The 16,527-nt window shown below is 65.4% G+C and carries 15 protein-coding genes and 1 tRNA gene; 6 read left to right on the forward strand and 10 right to left on the reverse strand.

The genetic code is table 11. The features are described 5' to 3' along the window. Nucleotide 1: 1 nt before the first annotated feature. Complete coding sequence (locus RPIT_RS09165) at nt 2–1,372, reverse strand: NucA/NucB deoxyribonuclease domain-containing protein (protein WP_077342533.1); 1,371 nt, start codon at nt 1,370–1,372, stop codon at nt 2–4. A 351-nt stretch (nt 1,373–1,723) separates the two neighbouring features. Between RPIT_RS09165 and RPIT_RS09170 the strand changes: the two genes are divergently transcribed. Continuing rightward, nucleotides 1,724–3,088, forward strand: a complete 1,365-nt coding sequence (locus RPIT_RS09170; protein ID WP_169835162.1) for an IS1380 family transposase — start codon at nt 1,724–1,726, stop codon at nt 3,086–3,088. 883 nt (nt 3,089–3,971) lie between these two features. Here the strand turns inward: RPIT_RS09170 and RPIT_RS09180 are convergent. After that, entirely contained in the window at nt 3,972–4,643 is a 672-nt protein-coding gene (locus tag RPIT_RS09180) for a hypothetical protein (RefSeq protein WP_077342537.1), read from the reverse strand. Between the two features lie 441 nt (nt 4,644–5,084). Then, the gene (locus RPIT_RS09185) at nt 5,085–5,462 is read right to left on the reverse strand and encodes a winged helix-turn-helix transcriptional regulator (RefSeq protein ID WP_226996245.1); all 378 of its coding nucleotides are present in this window, start codon (nt 5,460–5,462) and stop codon (nt 5,085–5,087) included. Nucleotides 5,463–5,552: 90 nt separating this feature from the next. On the opposite strand from RPIT_RS09185, the gene RPIT_RS09190 reads away from it, so the two are divergent. Next, on the forward strand, nt 5,553–5,954 hold the full coding sequence (locus RPIT_RS09190; protein ID WP_077342539.1) for a nuclear transport factor 2 family protein: 402 nt from the start codon (nt 5,553–5,555) through the stop codon (nt 5,952–5,954). Between the two features lie 147 nt (nt 5,955–6,101). Here the strand turns inward: RPIT_RS09190 and RPIT_RS09195 are convergent, their stop codons facing one another. From RPIT_RS09195 to RPIT_RS09220, 6 genes are all read right to left on the reverse strand, one after another. After that, entirely contained in the window at nt 6,102–6,785 is a 684-nt protein-coding gene (locus RPIT_RS09195; protein WP_197971685.1) for a uridine kinase family protein, read from the reverse strand. A 92-nt stretch (nt 6,786–6,877) separates the two neighbouring features. Next, nucleotides 6,878–7,864: an ATP-grasp domain-containing protein gene (locus RPIT_RS09200; RefSeq protein ID WP_077342541.1), complete on the reverse strand. Its 987-nt coding sequence runs from the start codon at nt 7,862–7,864 to the stop codon at nt 6,878–6,880. Continuing rightward, the gene (locus RPIT_RS09205; RefSeq protein WP_077342543.1) at nt 7,861–8,703 is read right to left on the reverse strand and encodes a glycosyltransferase family 2 protein; all 843 of its coding nucleotides are present in this window, start codon (nt 8,701–8,703) and stop codon (nt 7,861–7,863) included. Before RPIT_RS09205 ends, RPIT_RS09200 begins: the two co-directional genes overlap by 4 nt. Next, a complete protein-coding gene (locus RPIT_RS09210; RefSeq protein ID WP_077342545.1) occupies nt 8,700–9,686 on the reverse strand; it encodes a glycosyltransferase in 987 nt (328 codons plus the stop codon). The genes RPIT_RS09205 and RPIT_RS09210 overlap by 4 nt, the downstream gene beginning before the upstream one ends. Further along, nucleotides 9,683–10,762, reverse strand: a complete 1,080-nt coding sequence (locus tag RPIT_RS09215) for a glycosyltransferase family 4 protein (protein ID WP_077342547.1) — start codon at nt 10,760–10,762, stop codon at nt 9,683–9,685. The genes RPIT_RS09210 and RPIT_RS09215 overlap by 4 nt, the downstream gene beginning before the upstream one ends. After that, nucleotides 10,759–11,661 (reverse strand): glycosyltransferase family protein, encoded by a 903-nt coding sequence (locus RPIT_RS09220; protein WP_226996246.1) that lies wholly within the window; start codon nt 11,659–11,661, stop codon nt 10,759–10,761. Before RPIT_RS09220 ends, RPIT_RS09215 begins: the two co-directional genes overlap by 4 nt. Nucleotides 11,662–11,967: 306 nt before the next feature. Here RPIT_RS09220 and RPIT_RS09225 point away from each other — a divergent pair. Then, nucleotides 11,968–12,040: transfer RNA gene (locus RPIT_RS09225), tRNA-Lys, on the forward strand. Nucleotides 12,041–12,299: 259 nt separating this feature from the next. On the opposite strand, the gene RPIT_RS09230 is transcribed toward RPIT_RS09225, so the two are convergent. Further along, a complete protein-coding gene (locus tag RPIT_RS09230) occupies nt 12,300–13,097 on the reverse strand; it encodes a hypothetical protein (protein ID WP_077342549.1) in 798 nt (265 codons plus the stop codon). A 645-nt stretch (nt 13,098–13,742) separates the two neighbouring features. Here RPIT_RS09230 and RPIT_RS09240 point away from each other — a divergent pair. The 3 genes from RPIT_RS09240 (at nt 13,743) to RPIT_RS09250 (ending at nt 16,527) form a co-directional block, all read left to right on the forward strand. Beyond that, a complete protein-coding gene (locus RPIT_RS09240) occupies nt 13,743–14,255 on the forward strand; it encodes a hypothetical protein (RefSeq protein ID WP_077342553.1) in 513 nt (170 codons plus the stop codon). Further along, complete coding sequence (locus RPIT_RS09245) at nt 14,252–14,623, forward strand: hypothetical protein (RefSeq protein WP_077342555.1); 372 nt, start codon at nt 14,252–14,254, stop codon at nt 14,621–14,623. Before RPIT_RS09240 ends, RPIT_RS09245 begins: the two co-directional genes overlap by 4 nt. A 107-nt stretch (nt 14,624–14,730) precedes the next feature. Beyond that, the gene (locus RPIT_RS09250; RefSeq protein ID WP_077342557.1) at nt 14,731–16,527 is read left to right on the forward strand and encodes a site-specific DNA-methyltransferase; all 1,797 of its coding nucleotides are present in this window, start codon (nt 14,731–14,733) and stop codon (nt 16,525–16,527) included.

A 16,527-nucleotide genomic window follows, 5' to 3' on the forward strand; every position in this document is an offset into this window, starting at 1 on the left:
TCTACACTTGGCTCCAGCCGACGGCGAATTTGTCGCCGTTGCGGATGCGTTGGTTCATGTAGCCGCTGTTCAATGCTCCGCCTTGGAATGACCCTTCACCTGGCGGCGTCATGCAACGGCTGAACCCGAGCGGGCCAGTGCGCTGTGGGTCGGAGAGATTGCAGTACCAGAATGTGCGGGCCTCTTTCGTGTTAGCTGCCCCGCCCTCCAATGTCGAAGCAAACGGGAACTCGTCACATTCGTATCCGCCGGGTGGTCGGATCAAGCTGCGCGGGCAGGCAGCGTTCCGGTTGGCGTCCCTGATCGTGACGGAGTTGGTTCGGGTCAGGTACTTGCCGGAGCCGATCTTCCCAGGAAGCCCGGAGTTCATCGCGTCAGACATATGGATAGCTGTGGTGTACATTGGTCCGCCGTTCTCGGGGGTCCTCCCGTCGAAAAGCACTGTGCCCGTTATCCCCCCGAACACGCACCCGGGGGCCTTCAGGTTGCCAATGGGCTCAGTGTCACAATCCCACAGCACTCCGCGGGACTGCCGGAAGACGGTCTTGTTCCACAAGAAGAATGGGAAGTTCACGGCAGCCGTGATTTCCAACTTCAGTGAAGTCCCTGCGATGCGTCGAGCGTTGACACCCGGAGAGTTGACACTCATCGTCGCGGACGAGGTGTACAAGCTGGAGCCTGACTTTGTGGTCGCACTGTTGACTACGGAGCATCCCGTGCATGTATCGGTGGTGAGCTTGATGCTGGCGATGCTGCCGTGTGCCCCTTGGCGCGGGCCGACCTTCGCTTCAGATGCTGTCGTGACACTTAGTGACTGTGGGTCCAGTTGGACCGCCTGGTAGAAGTCGATCGGGATGCGCCCCTCGATAGACAGGGTGGCCGGGCGGTAGAACGTCACAGTCGACTTTGCGTGGTAGCAAGCGTAGAAACGGCTGAATGCAACCCAGCTTGTGCCGTTGGGAGCCATTGTCCGGCAGTTGGAGATGATCGTGGCGTTGCGCGTAGCGATGGGGGTTTCTTCTTCGACCCCCCAGCACAGTGTGTTGGCGGAGACCTTCTTCTCTGCGATGAGTTGGCGGACCTGTGCGCAGTCGCCAGGTAGCTGCGCAGATGCTCGGGATGTCGTGCTGGTGGCGGGTTCCACGGCAGGGAGAAGGGTGGGCTTGGTGGTGTCGGTGGTTCCGTCGAGGTCGGTGAAGTACGTTTCTGTTGTGGGGGGAGTCAGTGACGCAGGGGCCACCGGCTCTGCAGCGGGAACGGAATAGTTCTCGTCTAAGGTGTTCTCGTCTAAGGTGTCAGCGTGCGCTGACATAGGACTGAGCATCGCACCGGCAATGAGGCCAACGAAGATAAGTTGAAGCCACCTTTTCATTTGGGTCTCTTTCGTGTGATGGTGTGGGGAATTGGGACACTACACGTCACGTTGTTCGTCCATGGGTCGCCCGGACAAATCGACAACTTTGGAGGATTCTAGCTAGATATAAACGCCGCTGAACGCCGGCATCGACACCAGCGTCATCGCACTCTGGCTCGGCCACGAAATCGTCGAAACCACGCAGATCCTTGTTGGCCTTAGCCTCGATCGTTCATGGCGGAGTGAGCGACGCGTGCTGCAGATAGGCCGGAGTGCCTTCTGACTACGGGATACTTGGACATGCGACTGTTCAAAACCCCTGAAGCGGAAGGCACTCCGTAGGTGAAGCGTACTTCGTGGTCCACCGGTATGTCCGTGACCGGCGATGGCGGCGCGGTGATCGCCCACGCCGGCAGCATCGGACTCAGGATGCTGGCCGAGAACACCGGCCTGACCGGAGCCCTATCGACGGCGATGGCCCGGCGTTCGTTCATCCCCTCGGTGCATGACCGCGGCCAGGTACTGACCGATGTCGCGGTGATGCTCGCCGACGGCGGGGAGGCGATCTCCGACATCGACGTGCTGCGCCACCAGGGGCAGGTGCTGGGGCCGGTCGCGTCTGCTCCGACGGTGTGGCGTGCGTTGGACGAGGTCACCGACGCCAGGCGCAGGAAGATCCAGGCGGCCCGGGCCCGCGTCCGTCGCCACGTCTGGGCCCAACTGACAGCCGCTGGCGGTGTCCCGGCCTCGAAGGTCGCCGGGACCGATCTCGGAGAGACGATCGTGTTGGATGTCGATGCCACGATCGTGGTGACGCATTCGGAGAAGGAGTTGGCGTCGCCGACGTTTAAGAGGACGTTCGGGTATCACCCGATCGGTGTGTGGTGCGACAACACGGGCGAGTTCCTCGCCGCCGCGCTGCGGACAGGCCGGGCCGGGTCGAACACGGCCGTCGATCACATTCAGGTCCTGGGCGAGGCGATCACCCAGATCCCGATGCCGTATCGACGCAACCTGTTGATCCGCTGCGACGGTGCCGGCGCCTCTCACCAGTTGCTGGACTGGCTCCATGCGCAAGGCCAAGTCAGAGGCAGGACGCTGCACTACAGCGTGGGGTTCACGATCGGCGAGAAGGTGCGTGCCGCGATCACCGAACTTCCCGCAGGCTTGTGGTCCCCCGCGCTCACCGCTGAGGGTGAGGTCCGAGAAGGCGGGGACGTCGCCGAACTGACCGGACTGCTGGACCTGACCAGTTGGCCGGCCGGGATGAGGGTGATCCTGCGCCGCGAACGCCCCCATCCCGGGGCTCAACTGTCGCTGTTCGAAGTCCACGACGGGTGGCGGTATCAAGCGTTTGCCACCAACACCACGAGCGGCACTCTGCAGTTCCTGGAGGCCCGGCATCGGGCGCATGCCCGGGTCGAGGACCGGATCCGTCACGCCAAGGATTCTGGGCTGGGACGTTTCCCGTCTCGCGAGTTCGCCATCAACCAGACCTGGCTTGCACTGACGATGATCGCCGCCGATCTGGTGGCCTGGCTCAAGATGCTCGCCCTCGACGGCGACCTCGCCAAAGCCGAACCAAAGGCACTCAGGTATCGGCTGCTGCACGTCCCGGCAAGACTCGTTCACGGCGCCCGACGGCGACGACTGCGTCTACCCAAGACCTGGCCCTGGGTCGAGCACCTGGTGGCCGCGTTCGCCCGGATCGCCGCGATCCCACCACCGCACTGACCCCAGCCCGTCCGCACCAAGCCGAGGAAACCTGGAGAACCGCCCACCGGCAGCGTCAGCCGGCCAACAGTCACGCCCTCACCCGGCCCAGTGTTCAGATCGGGCGCCGACAGCCCAGCTGGCAGCTCTCAAGCCGCCTCATGAAAGAGGGAGGCTAAGCCAAGCGAAACGTCCGATCATGCCGCGCTGCGGACACACGTTGCTGTGCTAGCCGCGCCTTCGTTCTGCAAGTTCGCTGTCGCTTCGGTGACGGCTGCGAGGTGGCGGGCCGCGGACTGGTCGGGCTAGTGCGGTGAGGTCTCTGGGGACTCACCGGCACGCAGTGTCTTCTGGTGCTGTGTCAATGCCTCCAGGACGCCCTTTCGGACCGCTGCTCTGATGACCAGGTAGGCCACAGAGGCGGTCACTGTAATGGTGACCAGATAGAAGAGGAGCCCCCCGATGAGGAAGCCCTCTTGGGGGAATAGCGGTCCCAGCTCCATGTCAATCCTCAGGCTCGGCAGCGAACGCAAGTCACGATACTCCGACAGTTTGCGAGGTTCGTTCCTTCTGGATGGGCAGCAGGGGATCGGGATGTGACTTTCGATCGGGCGCAGTACGAAGCTCTGATCAACCGTCTCCTGGATGCCGATTGGTCACACTGACTTCCGAGGGTGTGGACGCTGCGGGCCCCCATTGACACGACGGGTCAGCTGGGCTCCGAACCGGCCGGTCAGGGGACTCCCGAACATCCGGAGTTGCCGCGCCGCGCCGCGGCGACTGCGCCGTGCCGGACGCTACGCCTGAACGCGCTGATCCGCGAGGTTGCACTTCATGGGACAGCCTTAGGCTTGGCCGTGGCAAGTAGGGCCGTCCTCCATCGGAGATGTTTGCTGACGAGTGCTCAACCATCGTTCCGGTGAGCTCCGCGGACGTGCGCGTTGTGATGACGGTGCACACGCTGCAGGATGTTGTGCTGCTCATAGTTGATGGCCAAGCTCACCGCCATGACGCCTCGCCGTTTGAGCGGGCGAGGATACTCTGAGAAGTCAACCATCCACAGCGACTGTGTTGCTCGACGCCAGTTCTTGATGGATGGGAACTCTCCGGTGAACTCAACCAGATCTGCCTCAGTCACCTCAACAGCGTCTATGTCAATAACTTCGAGCAGAACCGTGTGATACAAGTACTCGGCCTGAGCCTCCGAGTCGCCTAGGTCGATCTCCGAGAACCATTGCCTGTACTCCGCGACCTCTTCAGGGGTGTGTTCCGTCGACGTCACGATCTGGAAGCCATAACCTGCCTCACGCAGAGCCGTCAGCCGCTCGTCCGAGGTGCAGGCCAAGTCGTACAGGGCCCTGAACGCCGTCCAGTCTTCACGAACATCTACCGCGTGAGCGGAGAAACGCAGATCGACACCTTCCGGCCCCCATCCACGATAGATGATCCAGTACTCGCGATACGGGTCAATGCCGTGACCATTGCCCAGCCTTCCCCAGAGGTCCTGCCACTCCTCCGGAGCCCTGGGATGGCACCAATTCTCGATGCCCGCGATTGCAGACCTAGGATCTGACATAAGGGGACCACCTTGTCCTTCAATCCACTGCCTTCTCGCCCACCTTTTCCCTTGCGGCTAAGGGACACACGAACCGGCTCGACGTGGGTTACCCTACGCCGTGCTGGGGATGGCTCCACTGCCGCCACGCAGGGCTCGGCCGCGGACAGGCAGAGTCGGGACCAGCCCAGACCATGCCTTGGCACTCGCTGGATGGAGGGTCCTCGTAGGGAGGAGAGCCTTCGGGAATCTCGGCATCGCTACCTCGGCAACGCACGCTGGCTCTGGCAGCCAACAGACTGCCTCCCTGGTTGCCGGCAACGTCCGCTTCTGCCGCGGTGTGCGAGGGTAGCCTTCCGGCTTGCCCGGCACCCGAGCACGACCGCCCTCAATTGCCGCAGCCAGCGCGTTCGATCCTGCCGGTGAGCGGGCGCTCAAACGACGGCTGAGAGTAGGGCCATCTCATAGCCCTGAGTCGAGGCGGTCATCGTAGCTTTCGCGGGCTTTCATGACCTCTTGGACGTGTTCTTCCGCCCACCGACCCAGCGCGGACAACGGTTCATGCAGCGTCTGCCCGAGCGCCGTGAGTTCGTAGTCCACGCGCGGCGGCATCACGTCGTAAGCAGTACGCGTGACGATCCCGTCACGCTGGAGGTCGCGCAGGGTCTCAGCAAGGACCTTGCCGCTGATTCCATCGACGGCTCGGAGGATTGCCTTGTACCTGAGTGGACCATCTTCCAGGGCGATCACGATCATCGCCGTCCACTTGTTCGCGATCTTTGCCAGTGAGGTGCGTGAGGGGCAGGTCGCCACCATCACGTCCCAGTCCGGGACAGACACGGAACGCCTCCTGACGGTTACGTTGAGGTAACAGGTAACCAAATGTAACCATAGAACTCCAAGAAGCCCAACTGCATGAGGAGAACAACCATGACTGATTCCACCCCCGCAACCGTGGCTGCGGACTACTTCGACGCGCTCAGCCGGGGCGACGTTCCCGCAGCCATGGGACTGCTCAGCGCGGACGTGGTTTGGCACCAGCCCGGCAACCACCGATTCTCGGGACACCACACCGGTCTGAACGGCGTCGGTGCGTTGCTCGGCGGAATGATGGAGGTCAGCGAGGGCACTTTCGCCTTGACCGTGACCGGACCCTCGATGGTCAACGGCAACCTCGTCGCGGTTCCCGTGCGCTTCGCAGGGTCCCGCGCAGAAGCGACCATGGACATGGGCGGCATTGACCTGCTCACCGTCCGCGACAGCAAGATCGTCGAGGTGCACCTGTTCTCAGAGGACGCCGCAACCGAGGACGCCTTTTGGGGACGTAACTGACCTACGCCCAACCGCGACTCATGCAGGCAACACTGCCAGCACGAGTCGCCCGCCCGGCGGCAAATGCCAACGACGAGCGCACTCATCTGCCGCACTGAGCGTGGCCGCACGCTACTGTCGCGTTGGCAGATGCGGGGGCACCTACCATCAGAGCCACGGGTTGTTCGAAGGTGCAGGCGCTACGGCGAACTGCCCCTCATCGAGGTCGATGGTTGGGGAACCGGCAACCACCAGGCAGGCCCGCTCCCACGGACGTTGCTCGGCAAGAAACCGCACTTCATGTGCCATCCACTCGTGCCAGAACGCGATCGTCTGCTCGCGATCACCGTTCACACCCTCGGCCATGTCGCGAGCGATCCCCCGCCGCTCGGCCTCCTGAAAGTCCGACTGCACCCAGATCGAGGCATCAACGAAGTGCTCGAACTCGCGTTGGCTTGCGCCGACGCCCTCGATGACGACCAAGTCCGCCTCCGCGGCAACCTCGATCACGCCTTCGCGTCCATGCAGCCCCCACGCCGGCGGCTGAAACCGCACACCCTCCCCACGGTGCAGTGTCACCAGGATCTCGTCGCGCAGCAGATGCCCCCAGGCGAAGAACGGCTCATGCCAGGCCAGGTCATCCGTGTGGACGACCGCAGAACGGGCGACGGCCCGCTTCAGCTCAGCAGCCAGCGTCGACTTACCTGAGGCTCCCCTGCCGTCCACGGCAACGATCTGCGGCCGACCCAGCGGCTGCCCGGCCACCTGTAAAACGTGATTGACCAGCTCGGCAGTGTCGAGGGCCCGCCAAGGCCCCGCAGCGGGTTCACCCTCGAGCAAGGTCATGGTCATGACCCCATTCTGCTGCCGACAGCAGCCATGCTCGCTCATGCCGCGAAACGCGCGTCGTGAGCGAGACGTCGCATGGAATTGGGAGACACGCCCTAGCTGCGGTGCAGACGCTCCCGCGGGGTGCGGTGGAAAAGCGAGCGGTCGGGATTGAAGTGATCGTGGACGCGGGCGGGCCGCCAGGACGCAACCGCCGCGTCGAGCCCTTGCTCGACCACCGACACGAGGAAGTCCGCCACCGCCTCCAGTGCCGCGGGCTCGGAGCTCGGGCACGAGTTCACCTCGTAGACCACCAGGTCACCCGTCTCGAGGTTCTCCGCCAGGTCGACGCCACCCAGTAGCGTCCCTGCGGCCCGCGAAGCGCGTTCGGCGAGGTCGGCCAGACGATCGTTGAGAGGGCACATCGCCTTCTCGCCGCCGGCGAGGATGTTGGTCACCCAGCTGCCCGGTGGGGCGTAGCGGTACATGGCGAACACAGGGTGGTGGGCCACCGTGTAGACGCGGATGTCGCGGCCCGGGTTCTCCACCCACGGCACCACGTAATACTGCTCGTCGTCCTGCCGCAGATCGCCCAGAAGGTCTTCGAGTTCACGGTCGTTGAGGAGGCGCCGCAGTCCCCTGCCCCCGAAGCCGCGGACGGGCTTCACAACGACCGGGTAGCCATGCTCGGACGCCCAGTCACGCAGGGCCTGCGGGTCCTCACCTGAGATGACCGGGTAGCGAAGCACCCCGCCGTCGCTCAGGAGGGAGCTGTTGATGTAGTTGTTCTGCGCCCGAAAAAGCGTGATTGCGTCGTTGATGATCACGATCCCTGCGCGGGCCAGCACGTCGAGTTGGGCCATCCCCTGCAGCAGCAGGTCGTCCAGTACCCACCCGACGACGAGGTCCGGACGGATCGTTTGGCCCCCGACGGCGAAGGTGGTGTCGGGGCCGTCCATGTATGTGACGAGGTCGCGCGGGTGGACGCGCGTGACCTCGACGCCTCGGGCTCTGAGTGCCGGGAACAGCACGCTGTGGTCGAGGTCGTCGATGTCGTCGCCCAGCACCATGACGAGGGGGCGTCGGTCGGTTGGACCGCTCATCGGGACACCTTCTGCCACTTGCCGTCTCGCTGGTGGGCCAGGCCGGCATTCTGGAACCCGGCCAGCCACCCCTCCATCGGGAACCACCCCCAGAGGCTCTGGAAGCGGTTGGCGTTGCGGAGGATCGCGTCGAGGTGCTCGACCGGTGGGTCGCTGACAGCGTGGTGCTGATGCCAGGCCCGGGCACTCGCGGTGAACCAGAGCTTTCCCTGCGCATGTCCGAGGCGCTGGCCGAAGTCGGTGTCCTCGCCGCCGTATCCGTGGTACCCCTCGTCGAAGCCGCCGACGGCGTCGAAGTCGTCGACGGTGAGGGCGCAGTTGAGCGTCCACAGCAGCCGCACGTCGCCCTCCACCACGGCGCCGTCCTCAGGCACCGGCCGGGCTGGGTGGTCGCGCCCCACCTTCGTCAGCGCGTCGAGGTCGTATCCGCCCTCGGGGGCGGGGGGCAGGTACTGGGTGCGTCCCGTCACGACGGCGGGGCCTCCGCAGTCGCCGTCGAGACGGCCGAGAGCGCCCAGCACCTCAAGGTAGTCGGTGGCGAGCGTCTCGGACGGGATGCAGTCGACGTCGAGGAAGACAACGACGTCGGCGCCCATCCGTCGAGCGCACGCCACCCCTGCGTTGCGTGCAGCCGCCAACGGGAGTTCCTGCGCGGCGGGCACACGGAGATACTCCGTCGGCACACACGGGGGCTCGAGGCAGACCTCCCAGATCGACGGGTCTCCCATGGCGACGACCACGTGGGTGACCGGCTCCGTCGACCTCGCGAGTCCCCGGCGCTGGGCGCGGAGGTGCTCATGTCGACCCGCGACGGCGGTCACCACTGCGACCCGGCTCATAGGGGGGCCTCCGGCGTGAAGCGATCAAGGAAGCGCGCTGCGACGTCAGCCCCGTTGCCAGGGTTCCATGACGCCCAGCCCTCCCCTCCCCGCTCGCGGGCGGTGGCGAGCAGCTGCGGCCAGTGATGAGGCTCCGGCCACCTCGGCACCGCCGTGCACACGCCTCGCCGGGCGAGGGCCGCCGCCGTCGCCAGCTGCTCCTGGTGGGGCCGCTCCTGGGCTACCACCACCGCTGGCCGCCTGGCCGCCGCCACCTCGGCGACCGCGTTCTGACCGCCATGGGTCACGACGATGGCGGCCTCGTTCATTTCCCGCCAGACGTCCGGCGACGGGTGCTGGGGGGTTCGGAGCGTCCAGCGGTAGTCAGGTGTGGCGGCCTGGGCGGCGGCGATCTGTTCCTCCCCCATCTCGCTGCCTCCGGCGCCCCAGAGCACCAGGACCTGGTCGGGTCGGGTTCTGGTCCCGGGTGGGGCCTCCCAGCCGTCGAATCGTGACAACGCCCCCACATGGACGGTCTTGTCGAGCCAGCGAACCGGCCAGGTGGGCTCCCGGTGTTCCTCGGTCCACGGCGCCAACAGCGCGGACGCCGCGTCGTAGGCGGCCTTATGTGCCCGGTCCGTCCGGTCACCGCGCATCGCGACAACCACGACGGGTACCCCCAGGAGTCGCGCCAGCAGCGAAACCTCCACAGAGACATCGACGACCATGACCCGGGGACGCTCCGCCGAGAGCCACGAGGCGAGCGCCCCCATCCTGCGGCTGTATCCAGGGTGGCCGAGCGGCGCCCAGTGGAGCACGCCCCCGGCGTCGGCGTCACGTGGTCGATCGGTGCGGTCATCCGGCAGTTGAATCCACTCCCCCGGCCAGCCGTCCGGGCGCGCCAGTGATGAGAACCCAGTCACGGGGCTGCTGAGGCGGCGGGCGATGGTCAGAGCCCGGGTGACGTGCCCCGAGCCGTGGTGATGGACGTAGTAACCGATCATGCCGACCTCCGGCGGGTGGAAAGTTCCTCGTAGAGAGCCAGATAGCGGTCGATCATGACGTTCAACGAGCAGTGCTCGACGGCGTGGCGCCGGGCGGCCGCCCGTGGCAGGGCCATCGTCTCGGAGAGGAGGCTGGCGCCGGCCGCGATCATGGCCTCCTCCGTTCCCGGCTCGATCAGGCGCCCGCAGTCGTGACCCACCACCTCGGGGAGCCCGCCGCGTGCGATCGCGAGGACGGGCGTCCCGCAGGCGAGTGCTTCCGCCGCGACGAGCCCGTACGGCTCGTCCCAGACAGGGGTGACGAGGGCTGCCGCGCTGGTGCCGATGAGCTCGGCCAACTGGTGGCCGGTGAGGTGACCCTCGTAGGTGACCAGATCTCCCAGGTGCGGCTTGATGAAGGTGCCCCAGTAGCCGGGATCTGGGCGGGGGCCGGCGATGCGGAGGCGCCGCCCGGTCGCTTCGGCGATCGCGATGGCCAGATGCGGTGCCTTCTCCGGGACGATCCGTCCCGTCCAGACGAGCGAGTCGCCGCCGTCGCCGTAGGCCCACTGGTCGAGGTCGACGCCGTTGGGGATCACGGTGGCCTCGACGATCCCAGACCACTGCTCCGCCGTCGCCGCGCTGACCGCGGCGTAGCGGATGTCGGCGGCGTTGGCAATCCGCGCCGCAGGCTCCAGCCACGGGGTCGGGGGCGTGTGGAGCGTCGTGACCATAGGGGCGCTCAGCAGTTCGGCCATCACGATCGGCAGGTAGTGGAGGGAGTTGTTGTGCACGACGTCGAGGTCCCGGCGCCCGAGTTCGAGCATCACCTGGAGGTAGGCGTGGTGCTCCCGCAGAGTCTTCTCCGGCGGCATCGCCACATCCGCACGGGCGGCGTCGCTGAGGACGAGGGGCTCGACCTCGATCGTCTCGGCCTGCAGCTGCGGGTCGCTGCCAGGAGCCGCGAACAGCGTGATCGGCACCCCTCGTCGGCGCATCCCCTCGACCAGGTGCCAAGTGATGGACTCCATGCCCCCCGCGAACGGCGCACGGATGGGGTAGCGGGAGCCTGCGATCACGGCGATGCGGCGGATCATCGGCGCCCCAGCAGCTCGAGGTACAGGCGCCGGTGGGCCTCCGCGAGCTCAGTGCGCTCCCGGAGCCGGGTGCCCGGGTCGGCTCGCCACGGCTCCGCGGTCGTCAGAACGACGTCGAGTGCGCTCGCGATGTCGGCCGCGTCGGGGGTTTCACCGTCCACGTGGTACGTCAGCACGCCTGGCTTCTGGTCCGCGTAGTACCCGACGTCGGGGGCCAACACCCGGGTGCCGAGGTCGTAGCAGGCCTCCAGCCACCCCGAGTGGGTCCCGAACCGGTACGGCAGCACCGACAGGTCCAGCCGCTGGAAGTAGTCGTAGAGCTCGTCGTCGGTGTAGTAGTCGTGCACGTGGACGTCGAATCGGCCCGCCATGCGCCCCCCGTGGAGAAGCGACGCCACGTGCTCGTCGTAGTTGCGCATTCCCGGCGTGACGACGTCGGTGTGCACGTCCACCATGAGCTTCATCCCAGGGCGTTCCGCCACCAGGCCCGCCAGAATGCCCAGGACGGGGAGCGGATTCATGTTGGCGCGCAGGCTCTTCAGATGGAGCCCCACCACCCGCTCTTCTCGCTCGGGCCGAGGGTGGTGGAGCCAGGGCTCGTCGACGACGTGGGGGTGCGGCAGCACCTGAGCGTCCCGACCCCAGCGTCGGTGGATCTCATCAGCGGCGCCCGGAGTGAGGGTGATGAGCGCGTCCGCCGCCGGGATCAAGACGTCGAGGGCCTCATCGTGCAATGCGCGGTCGGGCTGGTGGGGGTTGCGCAGGTCGTGCACGGTGTAGACCAGCGGCTTGGCCGCCGCACGCAGCTCACCGACGAGCCGGCGCAGGTCGTCGGCCGAGCAGGCGTCGAAGCCGAACTGGATGTGGAAGACGTCGAATCTGTCGGCGTTGTCGGTCACCCATCCGGGGCTCAGCATCACCGGTGGCCACCATTGCTCAACGGTGCTCGCCTCGGGGGCGGTGGGTCGCTGAGCCGAACCACGTCGTCGCCCGCCGGATGGGCCAGTCGTCGTACGTAGACGTGCCCGGCGGGAACGCTAGCAATGATAATGGTCAAGCCAGATCCTCCTAGAACCTGCCCAGTGAACCACCGTGCGACTTGGGAAGATACACCCGTTCGGGCGCACTCCTAGGGGTGAGGCAGACGTTCCACACAGGCCGATTTGTGGGTCTGTACCGGCGGGGTCTAGTATTAATCCTCGCGGGCACCACTAGCTCAACTGGCAGAGCAGCTGACTCTTAATCAGCGGGTTCAGGGTTCGAGTCCCTGGTGGTGTACGAATGGCGTCACAGTCAATGTGGCCCCATCGACTCAGGAAATGGCTGGCCAGAGGTCCTTCGGGCCCTCTGGCCAGACCCATCTCACGGCTTCGGGCCCCAAGCGCACCCTCCACCCCGCCACGCCGGTCGGTTGAGGGTGCGCGGGGCGCTTCCAGACGCAAAACGTCCCCTGCCCGGGTGTTCCCGGGCAGGCGCCATCGCTGTGGTTGCTACTTCGTCTTGACGCTTCTCTTGCCGGGGGACTTGGCTGTCCGCTTCACCGTGACCCAGGGCGTCGTGGGGGGGGTCCGGTGTATGCAGGGCCGGGTGGTGCCTGGGCCCGTCGCGGGCGGCTGAACTTCCGCTGGCGATGCAGGGCCTTCGTCGGCCTCGCGCTGGGCAGCGGCTCGATCACCTCGTCGTCTGCGACCTGCGGTGGATCGCCCACGTCGTAGCCGTAGCGCGTCAGAAGGATCGAGGCATTGACCGCCGCGAGGATGAACGACAGCAGGATGCCGTTGCGCTCTGTCCCTCGGACACGGGTCGAGTGCCGGGTGAGGCGGGCGTGGTGCACCTTGGCGCAAGCGTTGGTCGACTCCACGACGGAGCGGCGACCGTAGGACGCCTTCCACTTGGTGGTGCCGTAGAGGACGCGCTGGCGCAGGTTGAGCTGGTCGTCGGGGCCGAGGGTCACTGTAGTGCCGCAGTGGCACGGCTCACCTTCGACGCACTGGGTCTGGGGGTAACGGGCCGCGTCGAGGCGCAGCGAGGCCGGGTGGTTCGCGCAGCGCATCGTGCCGGAGAGAACCGGGTCGCGGTAGCGCTGCGTGGCTCGCGCGTAGTTCGGCGCTCCCATGGGGGTGAAGGCGTGGTACTTGCGCCGGTCGTACTGCGCGGCCAGCAGTGCCTTGGCCTCGGCGCTCACGCCCAGAGAGAAGCCGCCCAGCGAGCGGAGGTCCTTCGGGAGGGTGTCCTTGAACAGGCCACCGTCCACGAAGATGGTGCCGGGGATCGGCCCGGGGCGAGTTCCCCGCTGGGTCGTGTGGAGGTCGAGGACCTGCTCGATTCCGCGCATCCATACGGGGCGTGCCCAATTGGCCGGTGTCGAGGTAGGTGTAGCCGCGGTCGACCAGGACGGTCGAGGGCTTCCTGTCGGCGGCGATCATGGCGTCGATCAACGACAGGCCGCCCTCGGCCTTGTACGTTCCCGCAGGGACCAGGGAGGCTCCCCGGAGCAGGCCCGGGCGAGCGTCACCGCCCAGGTCGGGCACGTCCACGGACAGGTGCAGGTCCCAGCGTCAAGCTGCGCCTACGGTCCAGGTGTTCGACAATCTTCTATTGGAGGTTTCATGGCGGTCAAGGAGTATCGAGACGGGCGAGAGCGGCGCACCGCAGCCATGCTGCCCGAGGTCTTCGACCAGGTTCGCAAGATCGCGCATTACGAGAACCGCTCGCTCGCCTACCAGTTGGGCATGTTCGTCGCTGATGGCGTGGCCCAGTGGGTCGAGAAGAACGGGCCAGTTCGGACGGCCCCGAGTCCTGAGAAGCGAAACGCCCCCATCTCTTGGCGGAGGCCGGGGGCGCTTCAAGGTTCCATGAAAGGAGCGACTTCATGCCAACACCTGGCTGGGACCAGGTAACCCTCTACTGGGAAGGTGTGTCGTGAGCACGGCGTAGTCGGGGCTGCGCACGCCTGCCCTTCGCGTGGTTGGAGGACGAGGTGTTCACCGACGTGATGAGCGCTGGAGCCTTCAGGCTCCGTGTTCTCATGACGACGCACTGTGCTTATGACCTGACTGACGGCGGGGTCTCCGAGCGACTCATGCGCTCACTGATGGACGAACCCGTGACTCTTGACGAGTTGCTTCGCCTTGGCTACCTGGATCGCGCAGTCCGCGAGGAACGCGGCGTTCAGATCGAGGGCTACCACCTCTCGGGGTTCGAGGACGGGCAAATGAGCCGGGACCAGCGCCTGGCGGAACGCGAAGCGGCCCGCAACCGGATGCGCAACGTCAGAGCGAGCAGGAAGGGCAGTGGCGTTCGGGCCAACGTGCGGAGAACCTCGTCCGAACTGATCGCGAACGTTCGCGACGTAGTAGTAGTGCCAGTAGTAGTGGTAGTGGAAGAGACTCAGTGGTTGCGGTCACCCATGACCTCGCGCCAGATGCTGCACAAGGGGCTGCGCGCCGACGAGACGGGAGCGACCTGCCTTTGCCAGGCGCTGAGCCTGTGAACCGTCAGCAACCCATCCAGGACCACAACAAGCACTGTGACAGTGCCAACAGGTTCCCCCTCCCCGCCACGCCCCTTTCGGGAGCCCGTCCGCCACCACGAGGCAAACCCGTCGAGCCGGGTGGCTCGGACAACTACGAGCAGCCTCTTCACCCGTCGCAGGCGGAAGCGCTCTTACTGGCCCGGATCAGCCCCGAGCGCTTCGTCAGGCAGATGAGGGTCAAGGCTGACCAGAAGGGCTGGGAACGCATCGACTGGACCGTGCTGGTGTCCAAGCAGCGCTTCGTAAAGACGCTGGCCGTGCGCCAGGGGGAGGCAGAGGCACTGCTGCCCCAGGTAGAAGCATGGCTGGAATCAGGTGCCGTGTGAAGCCCCGGGTATGGGCCTGGTCGGCCCAGCCTGGCCGGTTCCCTCGATTTCTCCACCTACGATCAGAAGGACGCCTCCAGAGGCATGACGGAAGCAAGGCAGGGTAGATGAAGCGCAGCCCCAAGGGAAGGCTCGAACTCACGTGGATGGGCAAAGACTCCGCCCTGATCCCAGTGGAGGACGGCAAATACGACTACTCCTTCGTGGACCCGAACGACCCCAGGGCCTTGGAGGTCAAGTCCATCGAGGTGCTGGAGAAGGTCGGTGAGGTCGACGGTCCGACTGGGGCGAACGAGAACCTGCTCATCATCGGGGACTCCGGGGACGCGCTCAGGTCTCTGGGGACGATCCCGGAGTATCACAACAAGTACGCCGGTCAGGTGAAGTTGGTCTACATCGACCCGCCGTTCAACACCGAGCAGGCTTTCGACCACTACGCCGACCAGTTGGAACACTCGATCTGGTTGACGATGATGCGTGATCGGATCAGAGACTTCAAGCCGCTACTGCATCCCGACGCTTCGATCTGGGTCCACCTCGATGACTCCGAAGTCCACCGGATGCGTGTTCTCATGGACGAAGAGTTTGGAACCGAGAACTTCATCGCCACGATCGTTTGGCAAAAGAAATACTCGCGCGACAATCGTCCAGCCATCGGCACTGTACATGACTACATCCTGGTGTACGCGCCAGCGGGTCCTCAGCGATGGAAAGCTCTACGCAACAGGATTCCACGCATCAGTGCGGCCCAGTACAGGAATCCCAACAATGACCCCAACGGTCCTTGGAGGCCCGTGCCCATGGACGTGCAGGGAGGCCATGCCACCGCGTCCCAGTTCTACGATGTGGTCACTCCGAGCGGAAAGATTGTCCGGCCAGCGAATGGGAGGGCATGGAGCGTTACTGCCCCAGTAATGCAGGCGATGCGTGATCGAGGTGAGGTCTACTTCGGGCTCGATGGGTCAGGCAAGCCGAACACCATCCGATACCTGAGGGACGATGAGGGCCTAGTCCCCTGGACATGGTGGCCTCATGAGGAAGTGGGCAACAATGACGACGCCAAGAAGGAGATCATTGCGCTGTTCGGCGAAGATCAAGTCTTCGACACCCCGAAGCCGGAACGTCTGCTGGAACGTGTGATTCGCATTGCCACGAACGCAGATGACTTGGTTCTTGATTGCTTTGCGGGTTCCGGCACCAGTGCAGCGGTCGCGCACAAGTTGGGACGACGCTGGTTGACGGTCGAACTTAGCCAAGAGGTTGCGGACGCCTTCACGGTGCCACGCTTGCGCAAGGTTCAACAAGGGACCGACGCTATCGGCATCAGCGTGGGGGAAGCCGAGGGATTCGCTGACGCAGACATCGACGGGCGCGTGAAGCCAGACGATGCAAAGGCCCTGCTTCGAGCCATCAAGGCGGTTCAACAGGTGGGTCTCAAGTCCCTGAGTCTTGAGGAGGGCGCAGCATTGGTGCAGGAACTCAGGGAACGGTTGAAGCTTGTCTCAGCCAGGCAATCGGTGTGCCAGGACGGCGGCTTCACTGTCGCCAAGATGGGCCCCTCGATGTATGAGGTGGATGACGAGGACGGCACGGTCTTCCTGTCTCCTGAGGCGACGAACGGGGCGTGGTCGAAGGCCATCGCCGGTCAGTTGAAGTTCACCCTGACGCCTGATGACCCTGTGTTCTGTGGTGTGCGGAAGCGGCAGCGGCTCGCCGTGATCGACGGCGTGGCCGACGAGACCATCGTCCGCACGGTGGTGGAGCACCTGGGCGAGAAGGAGAAGGCCGTGATTGTGGCCAAGGGTGTCTTGCCGGAGGCGGGCGACCTGCTCCAGCGGCTGTCGCCGGGGTCGCGGATCAAGAAGGCTCCGGAGGACGTGTTCCCGAAGGGGACGGTGAACTGA

The organism is Tessaracoccus flavus, from assembly GCF_001997295.1.
GTDB lineage: Bacteria > Actinomycetota > Actinomycetes > Propionibacteriales > Propionibacteriaceae > Arachnia > Arachnia flava.